This is a genomic window from Actinomyces howellii (assembly GCF_900637165.1).
Classification (GTDB): Bacteria; Actinomycetota; Actinomycetes; order Actinomycetales; family Actinomycetaceae; genus Actinomyces; species Actinomyces howellii.
Genome location: NZ_LR134350.1, coordinates 2,403,657 through 2,425,265, shown reverse-complemented (window position 1 = coordinate 2,425,265; position 21,609 = coordinate 2,403,657). Strand labels below are relative to the sequence as shown.

At 71.8% G+C, this 21,609-nt stretch carries 17 protein-coding genes; 6 read left to right on the top strand and 11 right to left on the bottom strand.

The features are described from left to right. The first annotated feature begins 105 nt into the window (after nucleotides 1-105). The 3 genes from EL245_RS10175 to EL245_RS10165 all read left to right on the top strand — a co-directional run bounded on the left by EL245_RS10175 (nucleotide 106) and on the right by EL245_RS10165 (nucleotide 3,515). Nucleotides 106-1,233, top strand: coding sequence for an ABC transporter ATP-binding protein (locus EL245_RS10175; protein ID WP_126383032.1), 1,128 nt, complete (start codon nucleotides 106-108; stop codon nucleotides 1,231-1,233). A gap of 381 nt (nucleotides 1,234-1,614) precedes the next feature. Next, nucleotides 1,615-2,991, top strand: a complete 1,377-nt coding sequence (locus EL245_RS10170; RefSeq protein WP_126383031.1) for a DUF4032 domain-containing protein — start codon at nucleotides 1,615-1,617, stop codon at nucleotides 2,989-2,991. Between the two features lie 50 nt (nucleotides 2,992-3,041). After that, entirely contained in the window at nucleotides 3,042-3,515 is a 474-nt protein-coding gene (locus tag EL245_RS10165) for a hypothetical protein (RefSeq protein WP_126383030.1), read from the top strand. Nucleotides 3,516-3,690: 175 nt separating this feature from the next. On the opposite strand, the gene EL245_RS10160 is transcribed toward EL245_RS10165, so the two are convergent. The 6 genes from EL245_RS10160 to EL245_RS10135 all read right to left on the bottom strand — a co-directional run bounded on the left by EL245_RS10160 (nucleotide 3,691) and on the right by EL245_RS10135 (nucleotide 10,869). Further along, nucleotides 3,691-4,734, bottom strand: coding sequence for an IS30 family transposase (locus tag EL245_RS10160; protein WP_164719463.1), 1,044 nt, complete (start codon nucleotides 4,732-4,734; stop codon nucleotides 3,691-3,693). Between the two features lie 761 nt (nucleotides 4,735-5,495). Continuing rightward, nucleotides 5,496-6,689 carry an ADP-dependent glucokinase/phosphofructokinase gene (locus EL245_RS10155; RefSeq protein ID WP_232009722.1) on the bottom strand — a complete coding sequence of 398 codons (1,194 nt, stop codon included), beginning with the start codon at nucleotides 6,687-6,689 and terminating at the stop codon, nucleotides 5,496-5,498. Between the two features lie 18 nt (nucleotides 6,690-6,707). Beyond that, entirely contained in the window at nucleotides 6,708-7,568 is an 861-nt protein-coding gene (locus EL245_RS10150) for a ketose-bisphosphate aldolase (RefSeq protein ID WP_126383029.1), read from the bottom strand. Between the two features lie 33 nt (nucleotides 7,569-7,601). Then, nucleotides 7,602-8,444, bottom strand: coding sequence for a carbohydrate ABC transporter permease (locus EL245_RS10145; protein ID WP_126383028.1), 843 nt, complete (start codon nucleotides 8,442-8,444; stop codon nucleotides 7,602-7,604). A 101-nt stretch (nucleotides 8,445-8,545) separates the two neighbouring features. Next, nucleotides 8,546-9,481 carry a carbohydrate ABC transporter permease gene (locus EL245_RS10140; protein WP_126383027.1) on the bottom strand — a complete coding sequence of 312 codons (936 nt, stop codon included), beginning with the start codon at nucleotides 9,479-9,481 and terminating at the stop codon, nucleotides 8,546-8,548. 110 nt (nucleotides 9,482-9,591) lie between these two features. Then, entirely contained in the window at nucleotides 9,592-10,869 is a 1,278-nt protein-coding gene (locus tag EL245_RS10135) for an ABC transporter substrate-binding protein (protein WP_126383026.1), read from the bottom strand. A 172-nt stretch (nucleotides 10,870-11,041) separates the two neighbouring features. Here EL245_RS10135 and EL245_RS10130 point away from each other — a divergent pair, with 172 nt between their 5' ends. Both EL245_RS10130 and EL245_RS10125 read left to right on the top strand, forming a co-directional pair. Then, nucleotides 11,042-11,863, top strand: coding sequence for a DeoR/GlpR family DNA-binding transcription regulator (locus EL245_RS10130; protein ID WP_126383025.1), 822 nt, complete (start codon nucleotides 11,042-11,044; stop codon nucleotides 11,861-11,863). Between the two features lie 36 nt (nucleotides 11,864-11,899). Beyond that, nucleotides 11,900-13,120, top strand: coding sequence for an AGE family epimerase/isomerase (locus tag EL245_RS10125; RefSeq protein ID WP_126383024.1), 1,221 nt, complete (start codon nucleotides 11,900-11,902; stop codon nucleotides 13,118-13,120). Nucleotides 13,121-13,672: 552 nt separating this feature from the next. Here the strand turns inward: EL245_RS10125 and EL245_RS10115 are convergent. The 4 genes from EL245_RS10115 to ispF all read right to left on the bottom strand — a co-directional run bounded on the left by EL245_RS10115 (nucleotide 13,673) and on the right by ispF (nucleotide 18,435). Continuing rightward, nucleotides 13,673-14,914, bottom strand: a complete 1,242-nt coding sequence (locus tag EL245_RS10115; protein ID WP_126383023.1) for a hypothetical protein — start codon at nucleotides 14,912-14,914, stop codon at nucleotides 13,673-13,675. A gap of 221 nt (nucleotides 14,915-15,135) precedes the next feature. Beyond that, nucleotides 15,136-16,131, bottom strand: a complete 996-nt coding sequence (gene rlmB / locus EL245_RS10110; protein ID WP_126383022.1) for a 23S rRNA (guanosine(2251)-2'-O)-methyltransferase RlmB — start codon at nucleotides 16,129-16,131, stop codon at nucleotides 15,136-15,138. A gap of 101 nt (nucleotides 16,132-16,232) precedes the next feature. Next, nucleotides 16,233-17,813: a cysteine--tRNA ligase gene (cysS, locus tag EL245_RS10105; RefSeq protein WP_126383021.1), complete on the bottom strand. Its 1,581-nt coding sequence runs from the start codon at nucleotides 17,811-17,813 to the stop codon at nucleotides 16,233-16,235. A gap of 91 nt (nucleotides 17,814-17,904) precedes the next feature. Further along, nucleotides 17,905-18,435: a 2-C-methyl-D-erythritol 2,4-cyclodiphosphate synthase gene (gene ispF, locus EL245_RS10100; protein WP_126383020.1), complete on the bottom strand. Its 531-nt coding sequence runs from the start codon at nucleotides 18,433-18,435 to the stop codon at nucleotides 17,905-17,907. 149 nt (nucleotides 18,436-18,584) lie between these two features. Here ispF and EL245_RS10095 point away from each other — a divergent pair, with 149 nt between their 5' ends. Beyond that, nucleotides 18,585-19,934, top strand: a complete 1,350-nt coding sequence (locus EL245_RS10095) for a class I SAM-dependent methyltransferase (RefSeq protein WP_126383019.1) — start codon at nucleotides 18,585-18,587, stop codon at nucleotides 19,932-19,934. Nucleotides 19,935-20,053: 119 nt separating this feature from the next. Here the strand turns inward: EL245_RS10095 and EL245_RS10090 are convergent, their stop codons facing one another. Then, nucleotides 20,054-21,463 (bottom strand): PAS domain-containing protein, encoded by a 1,410-nt coding sequence (locus EL245_RS10090; protein WP_232009721.1) that lies wholly within the window; start codon nucleotides 21,461-21,463, stop codon nucleotides 20,054-20,056. Between the last annotated feature and the right edge of the window lie 146 nt (nucleotides 21,464-21,609).

Here is a 21,609-nt window from a genome sequence, read left to right as displayed (position 1 = left end):
GCGTGCGCCAGCCAACCGGCCCGGAGCATGTGTCAATGCGGACACGCATCGGCACCTTTCACCACGGATCGTCCGGCACGTACCTGCCGGTGAAGGGAACCCCCTATGGCAACTGTGACCTTTGATCACGCCACGCGCATCTACCCGGGCAACGACCGCCCCAGTGTCGACGCGCTCAACCTGGAGATCGCCGACGGCGAGTTCCTTGTCCTGGTCGGCCCCTCGGGATGCGGTAAGTCCACCTCCCTGCGGATGCTCGCCGGCCTCGAGGACGTCAACTCCGGCCGCATCCTCATCGGCGACCGCGACGTGACCGACGTCCAGCCCAAGGACCGCGACATCGCGATGGTCTTCCAGAACTACGCCCTCTACCCCCACATGTCGGTCCACGACAACATGGGCTTCGCCCTCAAGATCGCGGGTACGCCCAAGGACGAGATCGACAAGCGGGTCAAGGAGGCAGCCAAGATCCTCGGCCTGACCGAGTACCTGGACCGCAAGCCCAAGGCCCTGTCCGGTGGCCAGCGCCAGCGCGTGGCCATGGGTCGCGCCATCGTGCGCAAGCCCAAGGTCTTCCTCATGGACGAGCCGCTGTCCAACCTGGACGCCAAGCTCCGCGTGCAGACCCGCACGCAGATCGCCTCGCTCCAGCGCTCCCTGGGCGTCACCACCGTCTACGTCACCCACGACCAGACCGAGGCCCTCACCATGGGCGACCGCATCGCGGTCCTCAAGGACGGCCTGCTCCAGCAGGTCGGCACCCCGCGCGAGATGTACGACCACCCGGCCAACGAGTTCGTCGCCGGGTTCATCGGGTCTCCCGCGATGAACCTGGGCCGCTTCACCGTCGACGGCGACGTCGCCACGATCGGCGCTGCCCGGATCCGCCTGTCGCAGGCCACCCTCGACGCGATCAAGCCCGAGGACGGCGGCAAGGTCACCATCGGCTTCCGACCCGAGTCCCTTGAGGTCGTGTCGGCCGAGGCCGAGGACTCGATCCCCGTGCGCCTGTCCTTCGTCGAGGAGCTCGGCTCCGACGCCTACATCTACGGCGAGCTCGTCGGTGCTGAGGGCTCCGACGACAAGCTCGGCAGCGGCGAGGACTCCAGCCAGATCATCGTCCGCGTCCCCCCGCGCACCGCGCCGGAGGCCGGCGAGACGGTCTACGTGCGCATCAAGCCCGGCGAGGAGCACATCTTCTCCGCCTCCACCGGCGAGCGCCTGCCCGCCTGAGGCCCGGGCGCCTGTCAACCAGGCACCCACCGAGCCCCGCCCCGCTCGCCCCGGGGCGGGGCTCGTCGTCTCCCGACCGGCTGCTGCGCGCCGGTGCCTCCGGGCTGCCGCCTGACGTCCACCCGGCTCCTCCGGGCTGCCTCCGGGCTGCCTCCGGGCTGCCGCCTGGCGTCCACCCAGCCCCTCCCGGCCGCCCGTCACGCCGCCTCATGGCCTCCCCGTCCTCGCGACCGCCTCGCCGTCCTCCGACGCGCCCCTCGGCCCGAGGGGCGCGGTAGGGTCGGCTCCCGGCCCGGAGACCCTCCCCCGGGCAGGCACCGGGCCGACTCGCCTGGGCCCCCTGCCTGAGCGAGGAGGGCGCTCACCTGAGAGAATGCAGCCATGCCTCAGCCCATGCAGATCACCGCCGCCACGATCGACCCGGCGCTGCTCGACCTGCCCTGGGAGATCCCGCTCGAGCAGTGGCCCACCGAGGTCCTCGCGGCACTGCCCCGTGGTCTGTCGCGCCACATCGTGCGCTTCGTCAACCTCTCCGACCGTGTCATCGCCGTCAAGGAGATCGGGGAGTCGGTGGCCTACCGGGAGTACGAGCTGCTGCGCGACCTCGTGCGCCTGGGCGCCCCGTGCGTCACGCCGACGGCAGTGGTCACCGGACGGACGGACCTGAGCGGGGAGGCGCTCAACTCGGTGCTCGTCACCGAGCACCTGTCCTACTCCCTGCCCTACCGCGCCCTGTTCAGCCAGTACATGCGCCCCGAGACGGCCACCCGCCTCATCGACGCGCTCGCCGTCCTCCTCGTGCGCCTCCACCTGCTGGGCTTCTACTGGGGGGACGTCTCGCTGTCCAACACGCTCTTCCGTCGCGACGCCGGCGCCTTCGCGGCCTACCTCGTCGACGCCGAGACCGGCGAGCTCTATCCCGAGGGCCTGACCGAGGGCAAGCGCCTCTACGACATCGACGTCGCCCGGACCAACATCATCGGCGAGCTCATGGACCTCCAGGCCGGGGCGCTTCTGGAGCCGAGCGTCGACACCGTCGAGGTCGGCGACCGCATCATCGAGCGCTACACCGAGCTGTGGGAGGTGCTCACGGGCGAGGAGAGCTTCGACGTCGGCGAGCGGTGGCGCGTGCGTCAGCGCATCGAGCGTCTCAACGAGCTGGGCTTCGACGTCGGCGAGCTGACGATGAAGACCATGGCGGACGGCTCGGGCACCCGGATGGTCATCCAGCCCAAGGTCGTCGACGCCGGCCACTACCACCGTCAGCTTCTGCGCCTGACCGGGCTCGACGTGCGCGAGCGCCAGGGCCAGCGCATGCTCAACGACCTTGAGGCGTTCCGCGTCATGACCGGACGCCAGGACCAGCCGCTCGAGCAGGTCTCCCACGTGTGGCTGGCCGAGGTCTTCGAGCCCACGATCGCGGCGGTTCCCCTTGAGCAGCGCCGCAAGCTCGAGCCGGCGGAGATCTTCCACGAGGTGCTCGAGCACCGCTGGTACATGTCCGAGCAGCAGCAGCGGGACGTGACGACCTCCGAGGCCGTGCAGGACTACATCAACACCGTCCTGCCCCAGCACTGGGACGAGCAGGCCTATCTCTCCCTGGGCAGCACCCAGGAGATGGAGGCGATCTTCGTCGACGACGAGGACTCCCCGGTCGAGGACGACGCCGAGTTCGCGGCCCGCGACGAGCAGACAGCCAGCGACTACGCGGCCAACCCCTACGGCTTCACGGCCGGGATGAAGTTCAAGGGCGAGTAGCCTGACGGTCGACGTCCCCGCCCGTCCCTCCGCCCGTGGAAGGTGAGACAATGACCGACCCCGTACCTGAGCTGCCACCCGGTGTCAGCCAGGTCCTCGTCATCCCTGGGGCCGAGGCGGTCCCCCACGGCTTCGTCGACCTCATCGCCGACCAGACGGTCCGCGCCCTGTCCCTGGGAGGCACCCAGATCGCGGTCAACGGCTACCGGTTCACGCGACCGACCGCCGGGGCCGTGCGCGTCGTCGTGCCTGCCGGCCCGGTGCGGGTGGTGGTCAACCTGCTGGTACCCACCTTGAACACCCACCTCGACCTGTTCGTCGCACCGGGCCAGGTCGTTCCCGTCTTCCACCGCTACTCGTGGGTGCGGAGCCACCCCGGGTACCTGTCGACCACCCCTCTGGGGTCCGCCACCCCTGAGGAGCGCAACATGTTCCAGTTCCTCGGCCTGTTCTTCGCAGGGCTCCTTCTCTCCAGCCTCCTGACGGTCGGGGTGTTCGCCCTCATCGTACGAGCCTTGCCCTGATCCCCCGCCGATCGGAGGACAGGCGGCAGGGACACACCGGAGGACAGGCAGTCGGGACACACCGGAGGACAGGCAGCAGGGGCACACCGGAGGACAAGCAGCCGGGACACAGGGGCCGGGCCGCAGATCAGACCTCCCGGCCACTCCCCGCGAGATCGGGACTTATGGGGTGGTTTCAGGTGGTGAGTGCAATGGTGGTGTCGTGTTCTGTTTTCTGCAGGAGCCTGTTGAAGGCTTCTGCGGGTGTGGCCCAGTCTAGGGTCTGGCGGGGGCGGGTGTTGAGGAGGTGCTGGGCCTGTTCGAAGGCGTGGAGGGGGTAGGTCGACAGGTCGGTGCCTTTGGGGAAGAACTCGCGGATCAGGCCGTTGGTGTTCTCGTTGGTTCCTCGTTGCCAGGGGCTGTGGGGGTCGCAGAAGTACACCTCGAGGTTGGTGGCGGTCCTGAAGCGGGCGACCTGGGCCATCTCGCCGCCCTGGTCCCAGGTCAGGGACCGGGCCATGGAGCGGGGCAGGCCCTTGATCATGGTCTCCAGCACCGTGGCCACGGTGGTGGCGGTGTGGTCGGTCAGCAGCGGGGCGATCAGGACCAGGCGGGTGGTGCGTTCGACCAGGGTGATCATCGCGGTGCGGTTGCCCGCGCCCATGACCAGGTCGCCCTCCCAGTGGCCTGGCACGGCCCGGTCGGCGACCTGGGCCGGGCGGGTGCTGATACGCGCGTCGGCCAGCCAGGGCCTGGAGGCCAGGGGCCCGGCCAGGGCCGAGCGTGGCACGCGCCGACTCCGCCCGGTGCGCAGCCTGTAGTGACGGCCCAGCTCGGCGCGCAGCGTCCCTCGGCCCTGGACGTACAGGGACTGGTAGATCGTCTCGTGGCTCACACGAAGATCATCGCGCTCGGGGTGGTCCGCAGCCAGACGGCGGCTGATCTGCTGGGGCGACCACCGCTGTCTCAGGCCCTGGACCACCAGGGCCCGCAGCTGGTCGTTGGAGTCCAGCACACGCGCCTTGGGCCGTGCCCTGGCGGCCCGGGCCTGGGCGTGGCGGGCCTGGGGGTCGTAGGCCTGCCGGCCCCCGCCGGCAGCGACCTCGCGGCTGACCGTGGAGACAGCCACCCCCAGGAACCGGGCGATCGAGGCCAGGGAATCACCCCTGGCCAGGCCCGCAGCGATCGCGCCGCGCCCCTGAGCCCCCAGACGCCTGCCGTGCCCGGTACCCCGGACCATCACCTCGAACCCGTCCCCCGACCCGCCCCGACCACGCCCAGCAGGCCTGGTCGTCCCGACCATCCCGCCCTCCCTGGCCCCGTGCCGCATCCTCATACCCCACAGCCTGCACCAGTCCGACACCGTGGACTGAGGCACCGAGAAACAAGCCCCCGCCTCGCGAGCCAACCAACCCGACTCGATCAGCTCCCGCACACCATCGCGAACCACACCAGGCCACACCCCACGCACCACAACCAGCCCCTCTCCCAAGCACCACCCATTGCACTCACCACCTGAAACCACCTGACACCTCGAGATCGGGACTAATGACACCTCGAGATCGGGGGAAGTGACACCTCAGACCGACCTGAGCACCGAGTCCCCTCCACGTGCCCAACCAACTCCGCCGTCGACCGGTCATGTGACTCTCGACCGTCTATGTGACAGCAAACGCCCGGTCGAGCGTTACATGACCGGTCGAGCGTTACATGACCGGTCGAGGGCGAGCAGGGGCGCAGCGGCTCGGCCTGCGGCACACCGCCAGACGCCCCAGGTGCCGCGGCCTTCGCCACCGCACCGATCCCCTTCGTCCTCCGCACGACGATCCTCCGCTCGCCGGAGACCGAACACGTCACTTTGAGCCCGAGAACGCTGGTAGAACCAGGGTGGTCGGGCTCAAAGTGACGTGTTCGGCGAGGTGGGGGCCACCCGGCGAGGTGGGGCCGCCCGGCGAGGTGGGGCCGCCCGGCGAGGTGGGGGCCGCCCAGCGAGGCGGAGCGTCACAGGGCGCCGGCAAGACGGCCCACGACACCCCCGATGAAGGCGTCTCCGAGGCCGATCGTCGTCGGCCGCTCGGAGCGCACCTCGAACCCCGGGGCGACGAGCACCCCGGCACCGACGACCTCGGGGACCGCCGCCAGGCGCAGCCCCACCTCCTGGCGCCTCGAGCGCGCCACGGCGGCGTACTCGGCGGGCCCGTAGGCGTCGCCGTGGACGAAGCGCGTGGCGGCCACGCGACAGCCGGCCTCGCCCGCCTCACGGAACACCTCCGCCCGGTGCCCGGTGACCGCCGCGTAGCGGCTCGTGTGGACCATGACGGCCGGGGCCCCGAGGACATGGTGGAGGTCGTGCATCATCGCAGCCACCTCCGCGGGGTCGGCCAGGTCGACGGCCCGGCCCAGGTAGCCCTGTGCCTCGTCCTCGTTAAGGGAGTGCAGGGACACGAGGGGCCCCAGCGCGTCCCGGACGACGGCGCGCAGGGAGTCGTCGTGGAACCCCGCGTCCTCGTAGACGACCTCGACGCCCTCGGGCACGGCCTCCAGGGCCCGGGCGAGCTCGTCGAGCCGGGTACCCAGCTCCTCACGGGACTTCATCGTGTTGAGCCCCGAGACGAGGACCGCGCTGGCCCGGGCGAGCAGACCGGGCAGCTCGTCGGCCAGAACGAGGTGCTCGTTGGGGGCGTCGTTGACGGCGATGACCCGGTTCGGCCGGTCGGCCTCGACCTGCCCGTCGAGCAGACGAATGACCGCCCCGGAGGGGAACTGCACGATGAGGTGCGGGTCGAGTGAGTCCTCCCGGGCCGAGCACACCCACTCCACGGCCTCGGGCAGCCGCTCGCGCACCTCCTGGCTCATCGACACCAGGTGCACGGTCGAGGGCACCCCGAGCCGCTCGATGGCCAGCGCCGCCCGGACGCAGGTACCTCCCAGCGTCGTCACGTGCGCCAGCCTCGAGCCCAGGGACCCCAGCGCCCTCCTGTCAGAGACGTAGCACTCCGCGCCGCGCCCGTGACGCATCGCCCGCAGCACGGTGACGACGACGCCCCGCTCGTCGTCGACCACCGGAGACGGGCCGTCCTGGAGCTCGGCCAGAGTGATCCGGTGGCTGTCGACGAGGGCCTGGAAGGCGCGGGCGTCCCACCGGACCTCGTAGTCGACGGTCCCGCCGAGCCCCAGGACGATCCGTGCGGACATCACGCTCTCCTGCGCCGCTCAGACGAGGTCGGCCTTGCCTGCCGACTCGAAGAGGTCGATCTTCTGCGCCGCACAGGCCCGCAGCGCCTCCTCGCAGGGCGGCTCGATGACGTTGGGCTCCCGCAGGTGGACGTCGCGCAGGACCTCGCGCATGGCCAGGTAGTAGGCGGCCTTGATGTCGGAGGAGATGTTGATCTTGTTGATCCCACCGCGAACCGCTCCGGCGATCTCGGTGTCGGAGTTGTTGGATCCGCCGTGCAGGACGAGGGGGATCCCGAGGCGGGACTTGATCTGCTCGAGCAGGTCCAGGCGCAGGGCGGGCTTGACCTCGGAGGGGTAGAGGCCGTGGCGGGTGCCGATGGCGATGGCCAGGGAGTCGGCGCCGGTGGCCTCGATGAAGCGCTCGGCGTCGTCGGGGTCGGTGTAGAGGATCTCCTCGGAACCGGTCTCGCCGTACTTGTCCGAGACCCCGATCGTGCCGAGCTCGGCCTCGACCGACAGGCCGACCGCGTGGGCCGTGCGCACGACCCGGCGGGTCTGCTCGACGTTGTCCTCGAAGGGCTCGAAGGACTTGTCGATCATGACGGAGGTGAAGCCCGCCTGGATCGCCTGGAGGACCTGCTCGTAGGAGGCCCCGTGGTCGAGGTGGATCGCGGTCGGGACGCTCGACTCGTGGGCGATCCGGATGATCGAGGCGAGCATCGCCGGCCGGATGTGGCTCAGCTCGTCGGGGTGGATCGCGATGATGTGGGGGGAGCGCTTGTCCTCGCAGACGTCCACGACCGCGCGCAGCATCGAGTAGCTGGAGATGTTGAACGCAGGGACCGCGAAGTTGCTCCTGTTCGCGGCATCGAGGATGTCACTGCCTGTAACCAGCATCTGGGTTGAACCTTCCTGTGTCGTGCGCCAAGCTCAGTTCTTGACGGATCCAGCTGTCATCCCTCCGATGAAGTACCGCTGGAAGAATATGAAGAGGACCATGACCGGGATCGAGCCGAGGACCGACATCGCCATCATCTCGTTCCACTCGTAGGAGTGCTGCCCCATGAGGAGCTGGATGCCGATCGGCACCGTGCGCATGTCGTTGGTCCGCGTGAGCGTGAGGGCGAACAGGTACTCGTTCCAGGCGATCATGAAGGTGTAGATCCCCACCGAGACGATTCCCGGGACCGAGATCGGGACGAGCACCCTCCACAGGGCGCCCAGGGAGCTCGTGCCGTCGACCTTGGCGGCCTCGTCGAGCTCGCGAGGAAGGGTGTTGAAGTACCCGGTGAGCATGATGATCGCGTACGGCAGGGTGAACACCATGTAGGTGAGGATGAGTCCCTGGTAGGTGTTGTAGAGCTTGAGCGTGACCATGAGGCCGAAGAACGGGATGAGCAGGGTGATCGGCGGCACCGCCTGCACCGAGATGACGATGACGTTGAGGAGGCGCTTGCCGGGGAACTCGAAGCGGCTGAAGGCGTAGGCGGCCATGATCCCGACGACGAGGGTGAGGGCGGACACGCTCAGGGCCACGCAGTAGCTGTTGACGAAGAACCGGATCTTCTCGGGGTCCTGGAAGATCGAGACGTAGGCCGCGAGGGAGGACCCCTCCTCGATGATCCTGGGCGGGGTGGCGAAGATCCTCGAGTTCGGCTTGAGGGAGGAGACGAACATCCACAGCACGGGCAGGCCCGCGAAGCACGCTCCGAGGAGGAGGCCGGCCCATACCCCGACCCGGTTGATCAGACGCCGACGCTGCCTGGGGGTCATGGCCATCATGGTCCTTGCAGTCCTTGCAGTCCTTGCGGTCGTCTCGGTCGTCACTGTCGTCTTGCTCGTCTCGCTCGTCACAGTCGTCTTGCTCGTCACGGTCAGTCCCTCGCCTTCTGGCTGCGGACGTAGAAGCAGGCGAGGACCATCGACAGGAGGAGGATGATGACCGCGCTCGCCGACGCCCCCGAGAAGTCGTACTCGGCGAAGGCCATCTTGTAGGTGAAGGTCGACAGCATCTCGGTCCTGCTCAGCGGCCCGCCGCCGGTGGTCATCCAGATGAGGGCGAACTGCTGGGAGGTCCAGATGAAGTCGAGCAGCGCCATCGAGATGATGATCGGGCGCAGCTGCGGGAGGGTGATCGACCAGAAGCGGCGCACCGGCCCCGCCCCGTCGACCTCGGCGGCCTCGTAGAGGTCGCGGGGGATTCCCTGGAGCCCGGCGAGGATCGAGATCATGAAGAACGGGTAGCCGCTCCAGATGTTGATGAAGGTGACCACCGCCAGGGCCCGGTCCGGGTCCGCGAGCCACTCGTACTGGCCCGAGACGAGCCCGACCGCCGACAGGACGGCGTTGACGACCCCGTTGGGGTTGAGCAGGAGGCGCCACAGGATGGCGATGATCGCCACGGTGAGGAGCCACGGGAGCACGAAGATCGTGCGGAAGACCGCCCTCGTCACGGGCGAGACGGCCTGCGAGTTGAGGAGCATGGCGAAGCCCAGCCCGATGATCATGTGGGCGACGACGCTCACGACGACGAAGACGAGGGTGTTCCTCAGCGCCGTGCGAAAGCTCTCGCTCGTGAGCACCTCGACGTAGTTGTCCAGACCGACGAACTGCGACTGCCTGGAGGTGATGACGGCGTCCATGAGCGAGTAGCCGACGACCATGACGATCGGGACCGCCATGAGCACGAGGAGCAGGACGACGGTCGGTGACAGGTACGCGTAGGGAACCAGGGCTCGCCTCAGCGCGCCGGCGATCGGGGGGCGGGCGCGTCCGGCGTCGCGGGACGCGGCGGCGTCTGGGGCGCTCATCCATCAACCTCCTGTGATCAGGTCGAGTCGGGTCGGTGCGGGACCGGGTCCGGCGGCCCGAGCACGGGCTCGTCGGCCCGGGCCCGGCCCCGCACCGGTGCTGTGGGTTCTCAGAACTTCTCGTCCCAGGCGTCCTGCGCCTTGGACAGCATCGTGTCGACGTCGGCGCCGCCGCTCAGGTAGGTCTGGAACTGCTCGTCGAAGTCACGCATGAGCGTCTCGGAGACGGGCAGCCCGGTGAACTCGTTGGCCGGGGTGCCCGAGCTCCAGATCTCGAAGGCCTTGGCGAAGACCTCGTCCTCGGTGACGTAGTCGGGGGTGGCGGTGCTGTTGCCCGGGAAGGCCTTGGCGTCGTTGGCCAGCGAGGAGTTGATGTCGGCCGACATGAGGAACTCGACGAGCTTCCACGCCTCGGCGGGGTGCTCGGTGGAGGCGGACACCCCGATGCCCCATGAGGCGTAGGGCATGCCGCGCTCGCCGGTGTAGCCCTCGACCGCCGGGATTGCCGCGATGTCGAAGGTGAGCTCGGGGTTGCCCTCGCGGATCGTGTTGACGTGGGCCAGGGAGTCGATCATGAGGCCGACCCGGCCGTTGGTGAAGTCCTCGACCTTGTCCTGCTCCTTCATCGTGAAGGCGCCCGGTGACACGACCCCCTCGTCCCACAGGCCCTTGATGAACTCGCACACGCTCTTGACCTCGGAGTTGCCCTCCAGGTAGGGCTTGCCGTCCTTGAGCATCGACCCCCCGGAGGCCCACACCCAGGACATGACGTCGTTCTGGATGCCGTTGGGCGCCTCGAGGGACAGGGGCAGCGCCCAGCCCGAGACGTCCCCTCCGGTGGCGGCCACCGCCGTGGCCGCGGCCTTGAACTCCTCGCGGGTCGAGGGCATCGCCGTCACGCCCGCCCCCTCGAGCAAGCCCATGTTGGCGAACAGGGGGTAGACGAAGTTGACCACGGGGATCATGTAGGTCGCGCCGTCGACCTGGATCTGGCTGGCCAGCTCGGAGTCGTCGTAGCCCTGCTCGGACATGAGCGCGGTGAGGTCGGCGATCGCGCCCTGCTTGGCGAAGTCGCTCACCCACGCCCCGTCCAGGCCGACGACGTCGGGCATCGTCTGGGCCGCGGCCCCGGCGACGAGCTGCTCCTTGGTCGAGGCGTAGGGCCCCGAGAGGAGCTCGACCTTGATCCCGGGGTTCTGCTCCTCGAAGGTGTCCATGAGCGCCCGGAAGGTCCCGTCGGGCAGCTCGGGCTCCCACCACTGCGTAAACTCCAGCGTCACCTCCCCGTCGCTCTCGCCGCCCCCGCCACTGCAGCCGGCCACGCCCGCTGCGGCCAGGGCGGTCATCAGGGCGGCCATCCGGCCGAACTCACGCCTACGCATCAGCATTGTTCACTCCATCGTCATTGATACGAGTTGCGGCATCGTGCGGCCTTTGGCCAGTTCCTGACGCCTGAGCGGCAGCATAGTGCGAGTTTCTGCGCCTGTCTAACGGTGTTATAGGTAACGAACACGTAACGATCTGCGGGCACCTGCGGGCCCGGCCCTCTAGACTTGCGGCATGAACGACAGCACGCCGCGCCTGCCCGCAGGGCGGAAGGCTCAGGTCGCCAGCTACGTCAACCGGCTGGGGCAGGTGACGGTGACCGCCCTGGCAGCGCACTTCGAGGTCTCCCCCGACACGATCAGGCGCGACCTCGACCAGCTCGACTCAGAGGGCCTGCTCATCCGGATGCACGGCGGGGCGATGTCGACCTCGGCCCTGCCCTGGCACGACACCCCGCTGTCCGACCGCGCCCGCCTCCAGGCCTCCCAGAAGGACAGGATCGGCCAGGTGGCCGCCGACCTGGTCCAGGACGGCAACGTCCTGTTCGTCAACGGCGGGACGACGGCGCTCGCGCTCGTCCACCACCTGTCGGAGCGCAGCGAGCTCATCATCGCCACGAACAACCTCTCCCTGCCCGCCGAGATCAGCGCCGAGGCCTGCCGCGACGTCTACGTCATCGGCGGGCACGTCCGGCTGTCAGGACAGGTGACGATCGGCCCGGTGGCCTTCGCCTCGGCGATCTCGGGGGTGGAGAACGACATCCACGTCGACCTCGCCCTCATCGGGGTCGGGGCGGTCGACGGCGAGGGGTTCTCGACCTCGAACCTCGACGAGGCGGCGATGCTCGCCCAGATGGCTGCCCGCGCCAGGCGCGTGGCCGTCCTGGCCGACAGCACGAAGCTCGACCGCCGGCTCTTCGCCGCCATCGGCCCGCTGTCGATGGCCGACTACCTCGTCACCAACGAGGATCCCGCACCGCGCCTCGCCGCGGCCCTCGCCGAGCACGGCGTCGAGGTCCTCACCCCCGAGACCCCCCTCCGGCACCCCGCCGGATGAACGAGGACACCGAGGAACTGAGTCAAGGAGGACTCGATGACCGCACCCGCCACCCGCGCCGCCTTCGACGCCGAGGCCAGGGCACTGCTCGCCTTCGCCACGGCCTCGCGCACCGACCACGGATTCGGCTGGCTCGACGACACCGGCGCCGTCGACCCCGAGCGCGGGGTCCACCTGTGGATCACGGGGCGCATGACCCACTGCTTCGCCCTCGGGCAGATGCTCGGGCACCCGGACAGCCCGGAGCTGGCCGCCCACGGCGTCGAGGCGCTCCTGAACGGCCCCCTGCGCGATCGGGCCACCGGCGCCTGGGCCAGCGCCGTCGACCTCGACGGCAGCCCCCGACGCACCCCCCTGGTCTCCTACGACCACAGCTTCGTGGTCCTGGCCGCCTCCTCAGCGGCCCTGGCGGGAGTCCCCGGCGCGACCGACCTGCTCGAGGCGGGGCTGGAGACCCTCGAGCGCCTGTGGTGGGACGAGGAGGCGGGGATGGTCGTGGACGCCCGCGACCCCGTGACCCTCGCCGTCGACCCCTACCGCGGGGCCAACGCCACCATGCACACCGTCGAGGCGCTCCTGGCCGCCTACTCCGCCACACGCGAGCCCCGTCACCTCGAGCGGGCCAGCCGGGCCACGACCAGGATCGCGGGCCAGTTCACCGCCCACGGCCTGCGCCTTCCCGAGCACTTCGACGAGTCCTGGACGCCGCTGCTCGACTACAACCGCGACATCCCGGCGGACGCCTTCCGCCCCTACGGCTCGACCATCGGGCACTGGCTGGAGTGGTCGCGCCTCATGATCCAGGTCCGCACCGCCTGCGACGCGGCCGGCGTGGAGCGCAGCGGGCTGCTCGACACGATCCCGGCGGCCATGTACCGCCAGGCCCTGCGCGAGGGCTGGGGGCCCGACGGCGAGCCGGGCTTCGTCTACACCGTGGACTTCGAGGGTCGCCCGGTCGTCCACGAGCGGATGTACTGGGTGCTGTGCGAGGCCATCGGCGCCGCCGAGACCCTCAGCCGGGACACGGGGGACGCGTCCTACGACCTCGACGTCGAGGCCTACTGGGCGTGGGCGCGCACCTACCTCATCGAGCGTCCGGGGCAGTGGCGCGAGGAGCTGGACGCCTCCAACCGGCCGGGACACGGCACGTGGTCGGGCAAGCCGGACGTCTACCACGCCATCCAGGCCATGCTCGTCGGGGGGCTGCCGGTCACGCCGTCCTTCGCCGAGGGCCTGCGAGGCGAGCACCGGCCCTGAGCCCCTCACCACCCCGCCGGCTCTACCCCGCCCTCACCACCCGCCCTCGTCACCCCGCCCCCGGGGTGCATGAGTTCGCGCCAGACGCATGAGTTCTGGCGGTTCGCACGGGCGAGGCACCCCCAAACCGCCAGAACTCATGCGCACGACCCAGACCCATGCGCGTCAGGGGCGCCGTCGTGTGCGCGGGGGCTTCTTGACGCCGATCCCCAGGCCAACGCCACCGATATCGCCTTCCTGTGCGCCGCGGGCTTCTTCCTGGGGACGCTGCCCTTCGGGTCCCGCACGATCCAGGCGGTCACGGCGCTGGTGTTCTTCCTGCTCTTCCTCGGCTCCGGGGCGGCGGGCCCGATCGACACACTGTACGCCTCACTGCGCCGCGTCCTGGAGTGGAACCCCCTCACGATCTGGTTCGACGCCCTGGTCGGCCCGCGCAGCTGGCGCCGTCTCCAGGTGTGCGCCCCGCTGGGCCCCTTCGATCCCCCGGGACCGGGACTACCGGCACGCCTCCTGCGTCCCCATCCCCCGACGCGGGCGCCGGGGCGAGCCGGCTCAGGCGCCGAGCTCCTCGGCCACGAGCGCCATCTCCTCGTCGGCCCTGCGGCGCAGCTCCTTGTGCCGGGTCCACGAGGCCAGGGAGGTCTCGGCGACGGCGTCGACGAGCAGCACGATCCCCAGCCCGAGCAGCCCCCCGGGCAGGTCACCGGTGCGGCTGCGGCGGCGCAGGGCGGCGCCCACGAGGGCGCCCCCGAGCCCGGCCTCGACCAGGGCGCCCGCGCGCACGACCCACGGGGTCTCGGTGACCGTGCGGACGTAGGAGTGCCAGAAGGCCGAGCCGGGGGTCGAGGGGTCCTGGAGCATGAGGCCGACGCTGCGCCCCACGGCGTTGGACAGGCCACGGGGCTCGTGGACCACCGCACCGGGGACCTCGACCGGGGCGAGCTGGCCGGCGAGCACCGAGGTCACCCACGCGGGCAGGCCCAGCGCCTCGACGACGGCGCTCACCCCCTCGATGCCCGGCACGGAGACCGCCGCCGCCACGGCCTCGGGGTCGGCCCCGGGGACCGCGGCGGCGATGACCGAGGCGTCGGTGGAGTCGGTGAGGAGCTGGTCGACCAGGGTGCGCAGGGCCGGCCCGGGCTCCTCGACCCCGCCCCACACGTAGCGCGAGGTCATGCCCCAGGAGAACACGGCGTCCTCCTCGCTGTCGGTCGAGGTGACCGCGCGCACGGCCATGTCCCGCTCGTCGACGGTGAGCACGAGGGCGGGCAGGGACTCGTCGTCCCAGCCGAAGCTGCCCAGCGCGGCGCCCTCGCCGCCGTACATGACGACCCGTCGGTCGACGTCGGGCAGGGAGACCACCGCCAGGGGGCGCTCGAGCAAGGTGGCCTGGAGCGGCACCATGTAGGCGCTCATCGTCGAGATGACCACGGTGCGCGAGGCCCGCGAGGGGCCGGCCGGCACCTCGGGGAGCTCGGTGCCCTCGGGAAGGGCGTTGAAGATCGCCGGGCCGATGGCGACGTTGGCGCCCAGCTCACGGGCCAGCGACTCGACGAGCTCGCTGACCCCGGGCCCGGCGACGACTCCGCCCCGGGTGGGCGGGGTGACGGCCACCCTGCCCTCGACGTCGGTCAAGAGGGTCAGGCCCACGAGGTGGGAGGTGGCGGGGAACCACTCGAGCCGCACGACGACGCCGCGCTCGGCGAAGGCGGCGGCAGTCGTCTCCGGGCTCGTGCCCGGGGCGATGACGACGCCGTCGGTGCGGTTCCACCGCTGAGAAACGTCCTGGGTCATGGTGACCTCCTTGGAGTGGCTACGCCTATTGTGTCAGCAACGGGCGGGGGCCGGGCCACGGGCGCGGGCCCCCGCTCCGCCGAGGATCGGCCCAGCTCCTCCGGTGGACGGGGGTGGACGGGGACCGGACCCGGCGGGGTACGGAACGGGACCAGTGTAGTGAGGGCGCCGCCGCCTCAGATCACGAATCCGATCCGGTCGCGCTGAGCGGGGCGGCCGGGTCAGCCCACGGCGCGGGCGCCGCGCCGGATCCGGTCGACCTCGTAGAGGCTGATGCCGGTGGCCACCGCGGCGTTGAGCGACTCGACCGTGCTCGAGATCGGGATGGAGGCGACGAGGTCGCAGGTCTGGCGCACGAGGCGGGACAGGCCCGTGCCCTCCGCGCCGGTGACGAGGACGAGCGGGGAGCTGGCCACGGGGATGTCCTCGAGGGCGGTCGAGCCCTGGCCGTCGAGCCCGACGACGAAGCAGCCCTCGGTCTTGAGGGCCTCGAGGGCGCGCACGAGGTTGGTCTCCCGGGCCACCGGCACGCGGGCGGCGGCCCCGGCCGACACCTTCCAGACGGTGGCGGTCACACCGACGCTGCGTCGGCCGGGGATGATGACGCCGTCGGCCCCGAAGGCCCCGGCCGAGCGCAGCACCGCCCCGAGGTTGTGGGGGTCGGTGACCTGGTCGAGGGCCACGAGCAGCGGCACCCTGCCGGCGGCCCGGGCCCGGTCGAGCAGGTCCCGGGCCAGGACGTAGTCGTAGGCGGGCACCTCGATGGCCACGCCCTGGTGGGCGGCCTCGTCGGTCAGGGCGTCGAGGTCGAGCCGGGTCGTCTCGAGCACGGGGGCGCCCAGGAGGGCGGCACGCCGGATGACCGCGCCGAGGCGGTCGTCGGAGCTCGCCGGCACCGCCATGAAGACCCGCTCGATCGGCACCCCGGCGCGGGCGGCCTCGGCCACCGCGTTGCGGCCGCACACGACCTCGTGGCCCTCGGGGATGCCGAAGCGCCGCTTGATCTTCTCGAGCTGCCTGGCCCGTGTCGGCGCGGCGGCGCGGGCCTCGGCACGGGCCTTGGCGCGGGCCCTGGGGTGGCCGACGCGGTCCTCCGCCCTGGGGGTGGGACCCTTGCCCTCCAGGCCCCGGCGACGGTTGCCTCCCGAGCCCTTCGTGGGCCCCTTCTTCGACCCGGGCCTGCGCTTGGCGCCGGGGTACTGCTCGTTTCCGGGCATGGGCTGCGGTCCTTACTGTCGTGAGGGTCGTGGGTCGTCGATGGTCGTGCTGCTCGCACCGACCAGGCCGGTCGGGCCGGCGCAGCCGGCCGCGACCGGGGTCAGGCCAGGTGCCAGCGGGCCCCGGCGGTCGAGTCCTCCACGACGATCCCGGCGGCGGCCAGGTTGTCGCGCAGGGCGTCGGCCCGGCCCCAGTCCTTGTCGGCGCGCGCCTGGGCGCGCTGCGAGAGCAGGTCGGTGACGAGGTGGTCGAGGGCCTCCATGGCCGCCGAGTCCTCGCCCGTGCGCCGGCCCCCTCCCACCGAGCCGCGCCACGGGGCGGCCAGGGGGTCGAGACCCAGGACGCTCAGCTGGGCGCGCAGGTCCAGGGCCAGGCCGGTGACGCTGTCTCCCGGGTGCTCGGCGGAGGCCACGTGGACCTCGCTGGGCGGCCTGGCCTCTGCGCGCCGCACCTCCGTGTCAGCGGAGTCGACTCGAGCCAGGGCGGTGTTGAGGCGCTTGAGGGTGGCGTGGACCACCGCCATGGCGCCGGCCAGGTTGAGGTCCTCGTCCATGGCGGCGGTGAACTCGGCGGGCAGGGCCCGGGCACTCACCTGCTCGGCGGGGGCGTCGACGGGGTTGGCCCCTCCGTCCTCAGCGACGTCGTAGGCCCGCTGGATCGCCCCGGTCAGGCGCTCCCACAGGGCGGCGGCCTCCGCGAGGTTCTCCTCGGAGAACTCGACGGTGGACCGGTGGTGGACCGTGCCGAGGGCCAGGCGCAGGACCGCGGGGTCGTGGGTGGCCAGCAGCTCGCTGACGACGAGCGAGTTGCCCAGGGACTTGCTCATCTTCTCGCCCTTGACCGTCACCCACGCGTTGTGGACCCAGTGCCGGGCGAAGCCCCAGCCCGCGCCGTGGGACTGCGCCTGCTCGTTCTCGTGGTGGGGGAAGCGCAGGTCGATCCCGCCTCCGTGGATGTCGAAGGCCTCGCCGAGGTAGCGCCGGCTCATCGCCGAGCACTCCAGGTGCCACCCGGGCCGGCCCCTGCCCCAGGGGGCGTCCCAGGCGGCGTCGACCGGCTCGGAGGGCTTGGCCGCCTTCCACAGGGCGAAGTCACGCGGGTCGCGCTTGTCGGCCTCGACGTCGTCGTCGATCTGCGACTCGTCCTCGGTGGTGGCCAGGTCCTCGAGGCGCTGGTTGGTGAGCGAGCCGTAACCGGGCAGGGAGCGCACGTCGAAGTACACGTTGCCCGCGTCGCCGACGTAGGCGTGCCCCGCCTCGAGCAGCCGGGCGACCAGCTCGATCATCTCCGGGACGTGCCCGGTGGCACGCGGCTCGTAGGTGGGAGGGGCGACTCCCAGGGCGCGGTAGGCGGCGTCGAACTCGCGCTCGTAGCGCTGGGCCCAGGCCCACCACGGCACGGGCGGGTCGGCCTCGGCCGACTTGGTCAGGATCTTGTCGTCGATGTCCGTGACGTTGCGGATGAGGACGACCCGCTGGCCGGAGCGCTCGAGCCACCTGCGCAGGACGTCGAAGGCGATGGCTGAGCGCATGTGCCCGATGTGGGGCTCGCCCTGGACGGTGGCCCCGCACAGGTAGATCGTGACGGTGCCCTCGGAGACGGTGGGAGCCAGGGGGACGACGGCGCGGGCTGCGGAGTCGTACAGGCGCAGGTTCAGCGCTCGGTGGGGTGCGGTGCTCACGGCTCAACCCTATCTGCTGGGGCACGGCCGGGCCCGCGGGCCGGCGCGCCGGCGGGGCGGTCCCGCCGCGGGGACCGGGAGGCGGCCCGCCTCAGCCCCGGCCGACGGGGTAGACCAGGGCGGTGGCCAGGGCGAGCAGGCCCTCCTGGCGGCCGAGGAAGCCCAGGCCGTCGGTGGTCGTGGCCGAGAAGCTGACCTCTGCCCCCGCCGCCGCTGACAGGGCGGCAGCGGCCTCCTGCGCGCGCGCGGAGACCCGAGGACGGGCGCCGACGAGCTGGACGGCGACGTTGCCGATCTCGAAGCCCGCCTCGCGCACGCGCCGCGCCGCCTCCTCGAGCAGGACCGTCCCGGAGGCGCCCCGCCACCGGGGCTCGGCCGTGCCGAAGTTGGAGCCGAGGTCTCCCAGGCCGGCGGCTGAGAAGAGGGCGTCACAGCAGGCGTGGGCGACGACGTCGCCGTCGGAGTGCCCGGACAGCCCCGTCTCCCCTGGCCACTCAAGGCAGGCCAGGTGCAGGGGCGTGCCCGAGCCCGGGTCGGCGAAGGCGTGGACGTCGCTGCCGATCCCGGTTCGCGGCAGGAGCGGGACCGGGGCCGTGCCCGGTCGGTCGCAGGTCGAGGTCATGGGGCCAGTGTGCCCCACCCGCCACCCCGAGGCTCCCGGTGCTCCGGGACCCGCGCCCCCTGAGTCCCCCGCTGCGCCGGGACCCGCGCCCCGGCCGGTCCTGCCTGCGGGTGCTCGGGCCCGCCGCCGGGATCGCCGACAATGGCCCCATGCCCCCCGCGCCCGCACTCGCCACGCCGGCGGCACGGTGCCCTGTGCACGACTCCGGTGCCTGCCGCTCCTGCCCGCACCTGTCGACGCCGCTGCCCCGCCAGCTCGAGGTCAAGCAGGAGCGGGTGGCGGCCCTGCTGTCCGAGGGGCCCAACCCCGTTCCCCGCGGCGTCTGGCAGGAGCCTGCCGCGAGCGCGCCGACGCGCCTGCGCAACAAGGCGAAGATGGTCGTCTCCGGCACGGCCCGCGCACCGGTGCTCGGGATCCTCGACGCCGGGCTGCACGGGGTGGACCTGCGCCGCTGCCCCCTCCACGTCGAGCTCATCGAGCAGTGCCTGCCGGTCGTCGCCGAGCTCATCACCGACCTGGGACTCGAGCCCTACGACGTGCGCGCCCGCCGCGGCGAGCTCAAGCACGTCCTGGTCACCGCCTCCCCCGACGGCGACCTCATGGTCCGGCTCGTGCTGCGCAGCCGCCGCCACCTCGAGGACATCCGCCGGGCCCTGCCCGCGCTGCGCCGGAGGCTGGAGACCCTGGCGGTGCTGTCGGTCAACATCCAGCCCGTCCACCAGGCGGTCATCGAGGGCGAGGAGGAGATCGTCCTGACCGACGGCCCCGAGGGGGACAGCCTCCTCATGCGCCTGCGCCTGCCGGCGCCGGGGCGCGACGGGTCCGGCTCGCCCGCGGGACCGCTCGACGCCCCGGGCACCGAGCTGCTCCTGTCGCTGCCCCCGCGCTCCTTCTTCCAGACCAACACCGCCGTCGCCGCCGAGCTTTACGCCACCGCGCGGCAGTGGGCCGACGACGCCCTCCCACCGTCCGGTCCCTGCGACCCGGCAGGGGCCGACGGACCGCAGGCGGCCCGTCCGTCCTCGGCCCGTCCGTCCTCGGCCCGTCCGTCCCCGGGCGCCCCCGAGGAGGTGTGGGACCTGTTCTGCGGCGTCGGGGGATTCGCCCTGGCCCTGGCCGGTCCGGGACGGCGGGTCCTCGGTGTCGAGGTCTCCGCCCAGGCCGTCGACGGGGCCCGGCGCAGCGCGGCCCGGATGAGGCTGGGGCCCGACGCGGTCCGCTTCGAGACCGGCGACGCCCGGGTGCTCGATCCCGGCGCCCCGGGCTCGGCCCCCGACCTGCTCGTGGTCAACCCGCCCCGCTCCGGGATCGGGGCGGAGCTGGCCACGAGGATCGAGGCCTGCGGCGTCGGACGGGTCCTGTACTCCTCGTGCAACCCGCTCACCCTCAGACGCGACCTCGCGGCGATGCCCTCCCTCGAGGCTCGCAGGGCACGGTTGTTCGACATGTTCCCCCACACCGACCACGCCGAGGTCCTCGTCGAGCTCGTGCGCACCTGAGGCCCTGCTCCGCCGGTGCAACGCCGGTGCAGCGCCGGTGCAGGATCAGCGCGGGACCCGTGCAGGTCGGTGCGACGCCGGTGAGGCCTCAGTGCAGCCCAGTGCAGCGTCAGTGCGGCTCAGTGCAGCTCAGCCAGGACGGCGCGGACAGCAGCCAGGTGGGCGTCGATGTCCGCCGGCTCGTAGGGCAGCTCGAGGTCCCGCACCGACCCGGCGAGGTCGGCCAGGCTGCGGGCCTCGGGGAAGCCGTCCCGCACGAGCGAGCTCGCGGTGCGCACCGAGACCTCCTGGGCGGCCCCGGCGTCGGCTGCTGCGCCGAGCAGGTCGAGAAGCGGCCGGTGCGTGGCGGTCAAGGACCCGGCGACGACGTCGAGCTCCCCGCCGACGAGCTCAGAGCGGGCCTCCAGGAGCGTGAGCGCCTCCGCCAGGGAGACGGCGCCCTCGTGAAGGACCGCGACGAGCTCCTCAAGGCTCCCGACGGCGTCGTTCTCCCCCAGCTCGTCGTCGCCCTCGAGCAGCTGGAGGGCGAAGAAGCCCGCAGCCAGGTTGTGCAGACGCAGCAGGGCGATCGCGAAGCGGACCGCGTCGACGTCCCCGCGCAGCTCGTCGACCTGCCCGGCCAGCGGGCGGAGCTGCTCGACGCACTCGAGGACCAGGGCGTCGACCCGGGCGTGGTTCTCGGCCACCTCGTCGGCCTCTGGCCCCTCCCCCAGCGCCCGGACATCGCGCAGGACCTCGCGCAGGCTCCGGCGCAACCCGCCCAGGCGCTGCGACAGCGAACCGATGTCGGCGGCCCGGCGACCCAGGAGGGCCACGAGCCTCGCGCACTGGTCAAGCAGGTCGACCAGGCCGGCGGTCGCCTCCTCGATCCCGTTCATCTCCCGCAGGACGCGGGCCACCGGGTCGTCACCCTGCCTCTCGGGGATGTTGACGCCGGCGGCCACGAGGGCCGCGACCTCGGCGGCCAGCGTCTGGCGGGAGAAGTCGACCGTGCCCTTGTAGCCCAGCTCCCCCAGCTCGTCGAGCAGCGCGGCCTGGCCCGCGGCCGCGGCCTCGCGCCGGGTCGAGCCCGCCGCCAGGGAGGAGGCCTCGACCGTGCGAACCCGGGCGTAGGCCTCCTCGACCCTGTCGCGCAGGTCGGTGAGCATCGGCAGGGTGCGCACCGACAGGTAGCCCTCCCCCGAGGGCACGATCGTGGCGAAGACCCGGTAGGTGCCGCCGTCGGAGGAGCGGTTGGAGATGTAGGCGCTCGCGGCTCCGCCGGCCTCGATGTCCTCCCACATGCTGCGGAACAGCCCGGCCGGCATGTCGGGGTGGCGCACGACGTTGTGGGCCCGGCCCACGAGCGCGCCGCGGGGGTAGCCCGACAGGCGCATGAAGATCGAGTTCGCCCTGCGGATCCTGCCCTGGGAGTCGGTGGTGGAGAAGAAGAGCTCGTCGGGGGCGTAGGTGTGCTCGACCTCGGCGCCCAGGGGCTCTGCGGTTGCGGCGCTCCCGGGCGACAGGGCGGGGTCGGTGGGGTCGGTCATGTGGCTTCCTTGCGACGGCGAGGGCGAACCGTCCGAAGGCCTGCGGGCCGCGACCGGCCGACGGCGTGGGACGGATGAGGCGGTGGTCCCGCCCCGAAGGCTACCGGCTGTCACGCGCCGACGCGCGGGGACCGGGACCGACCCGG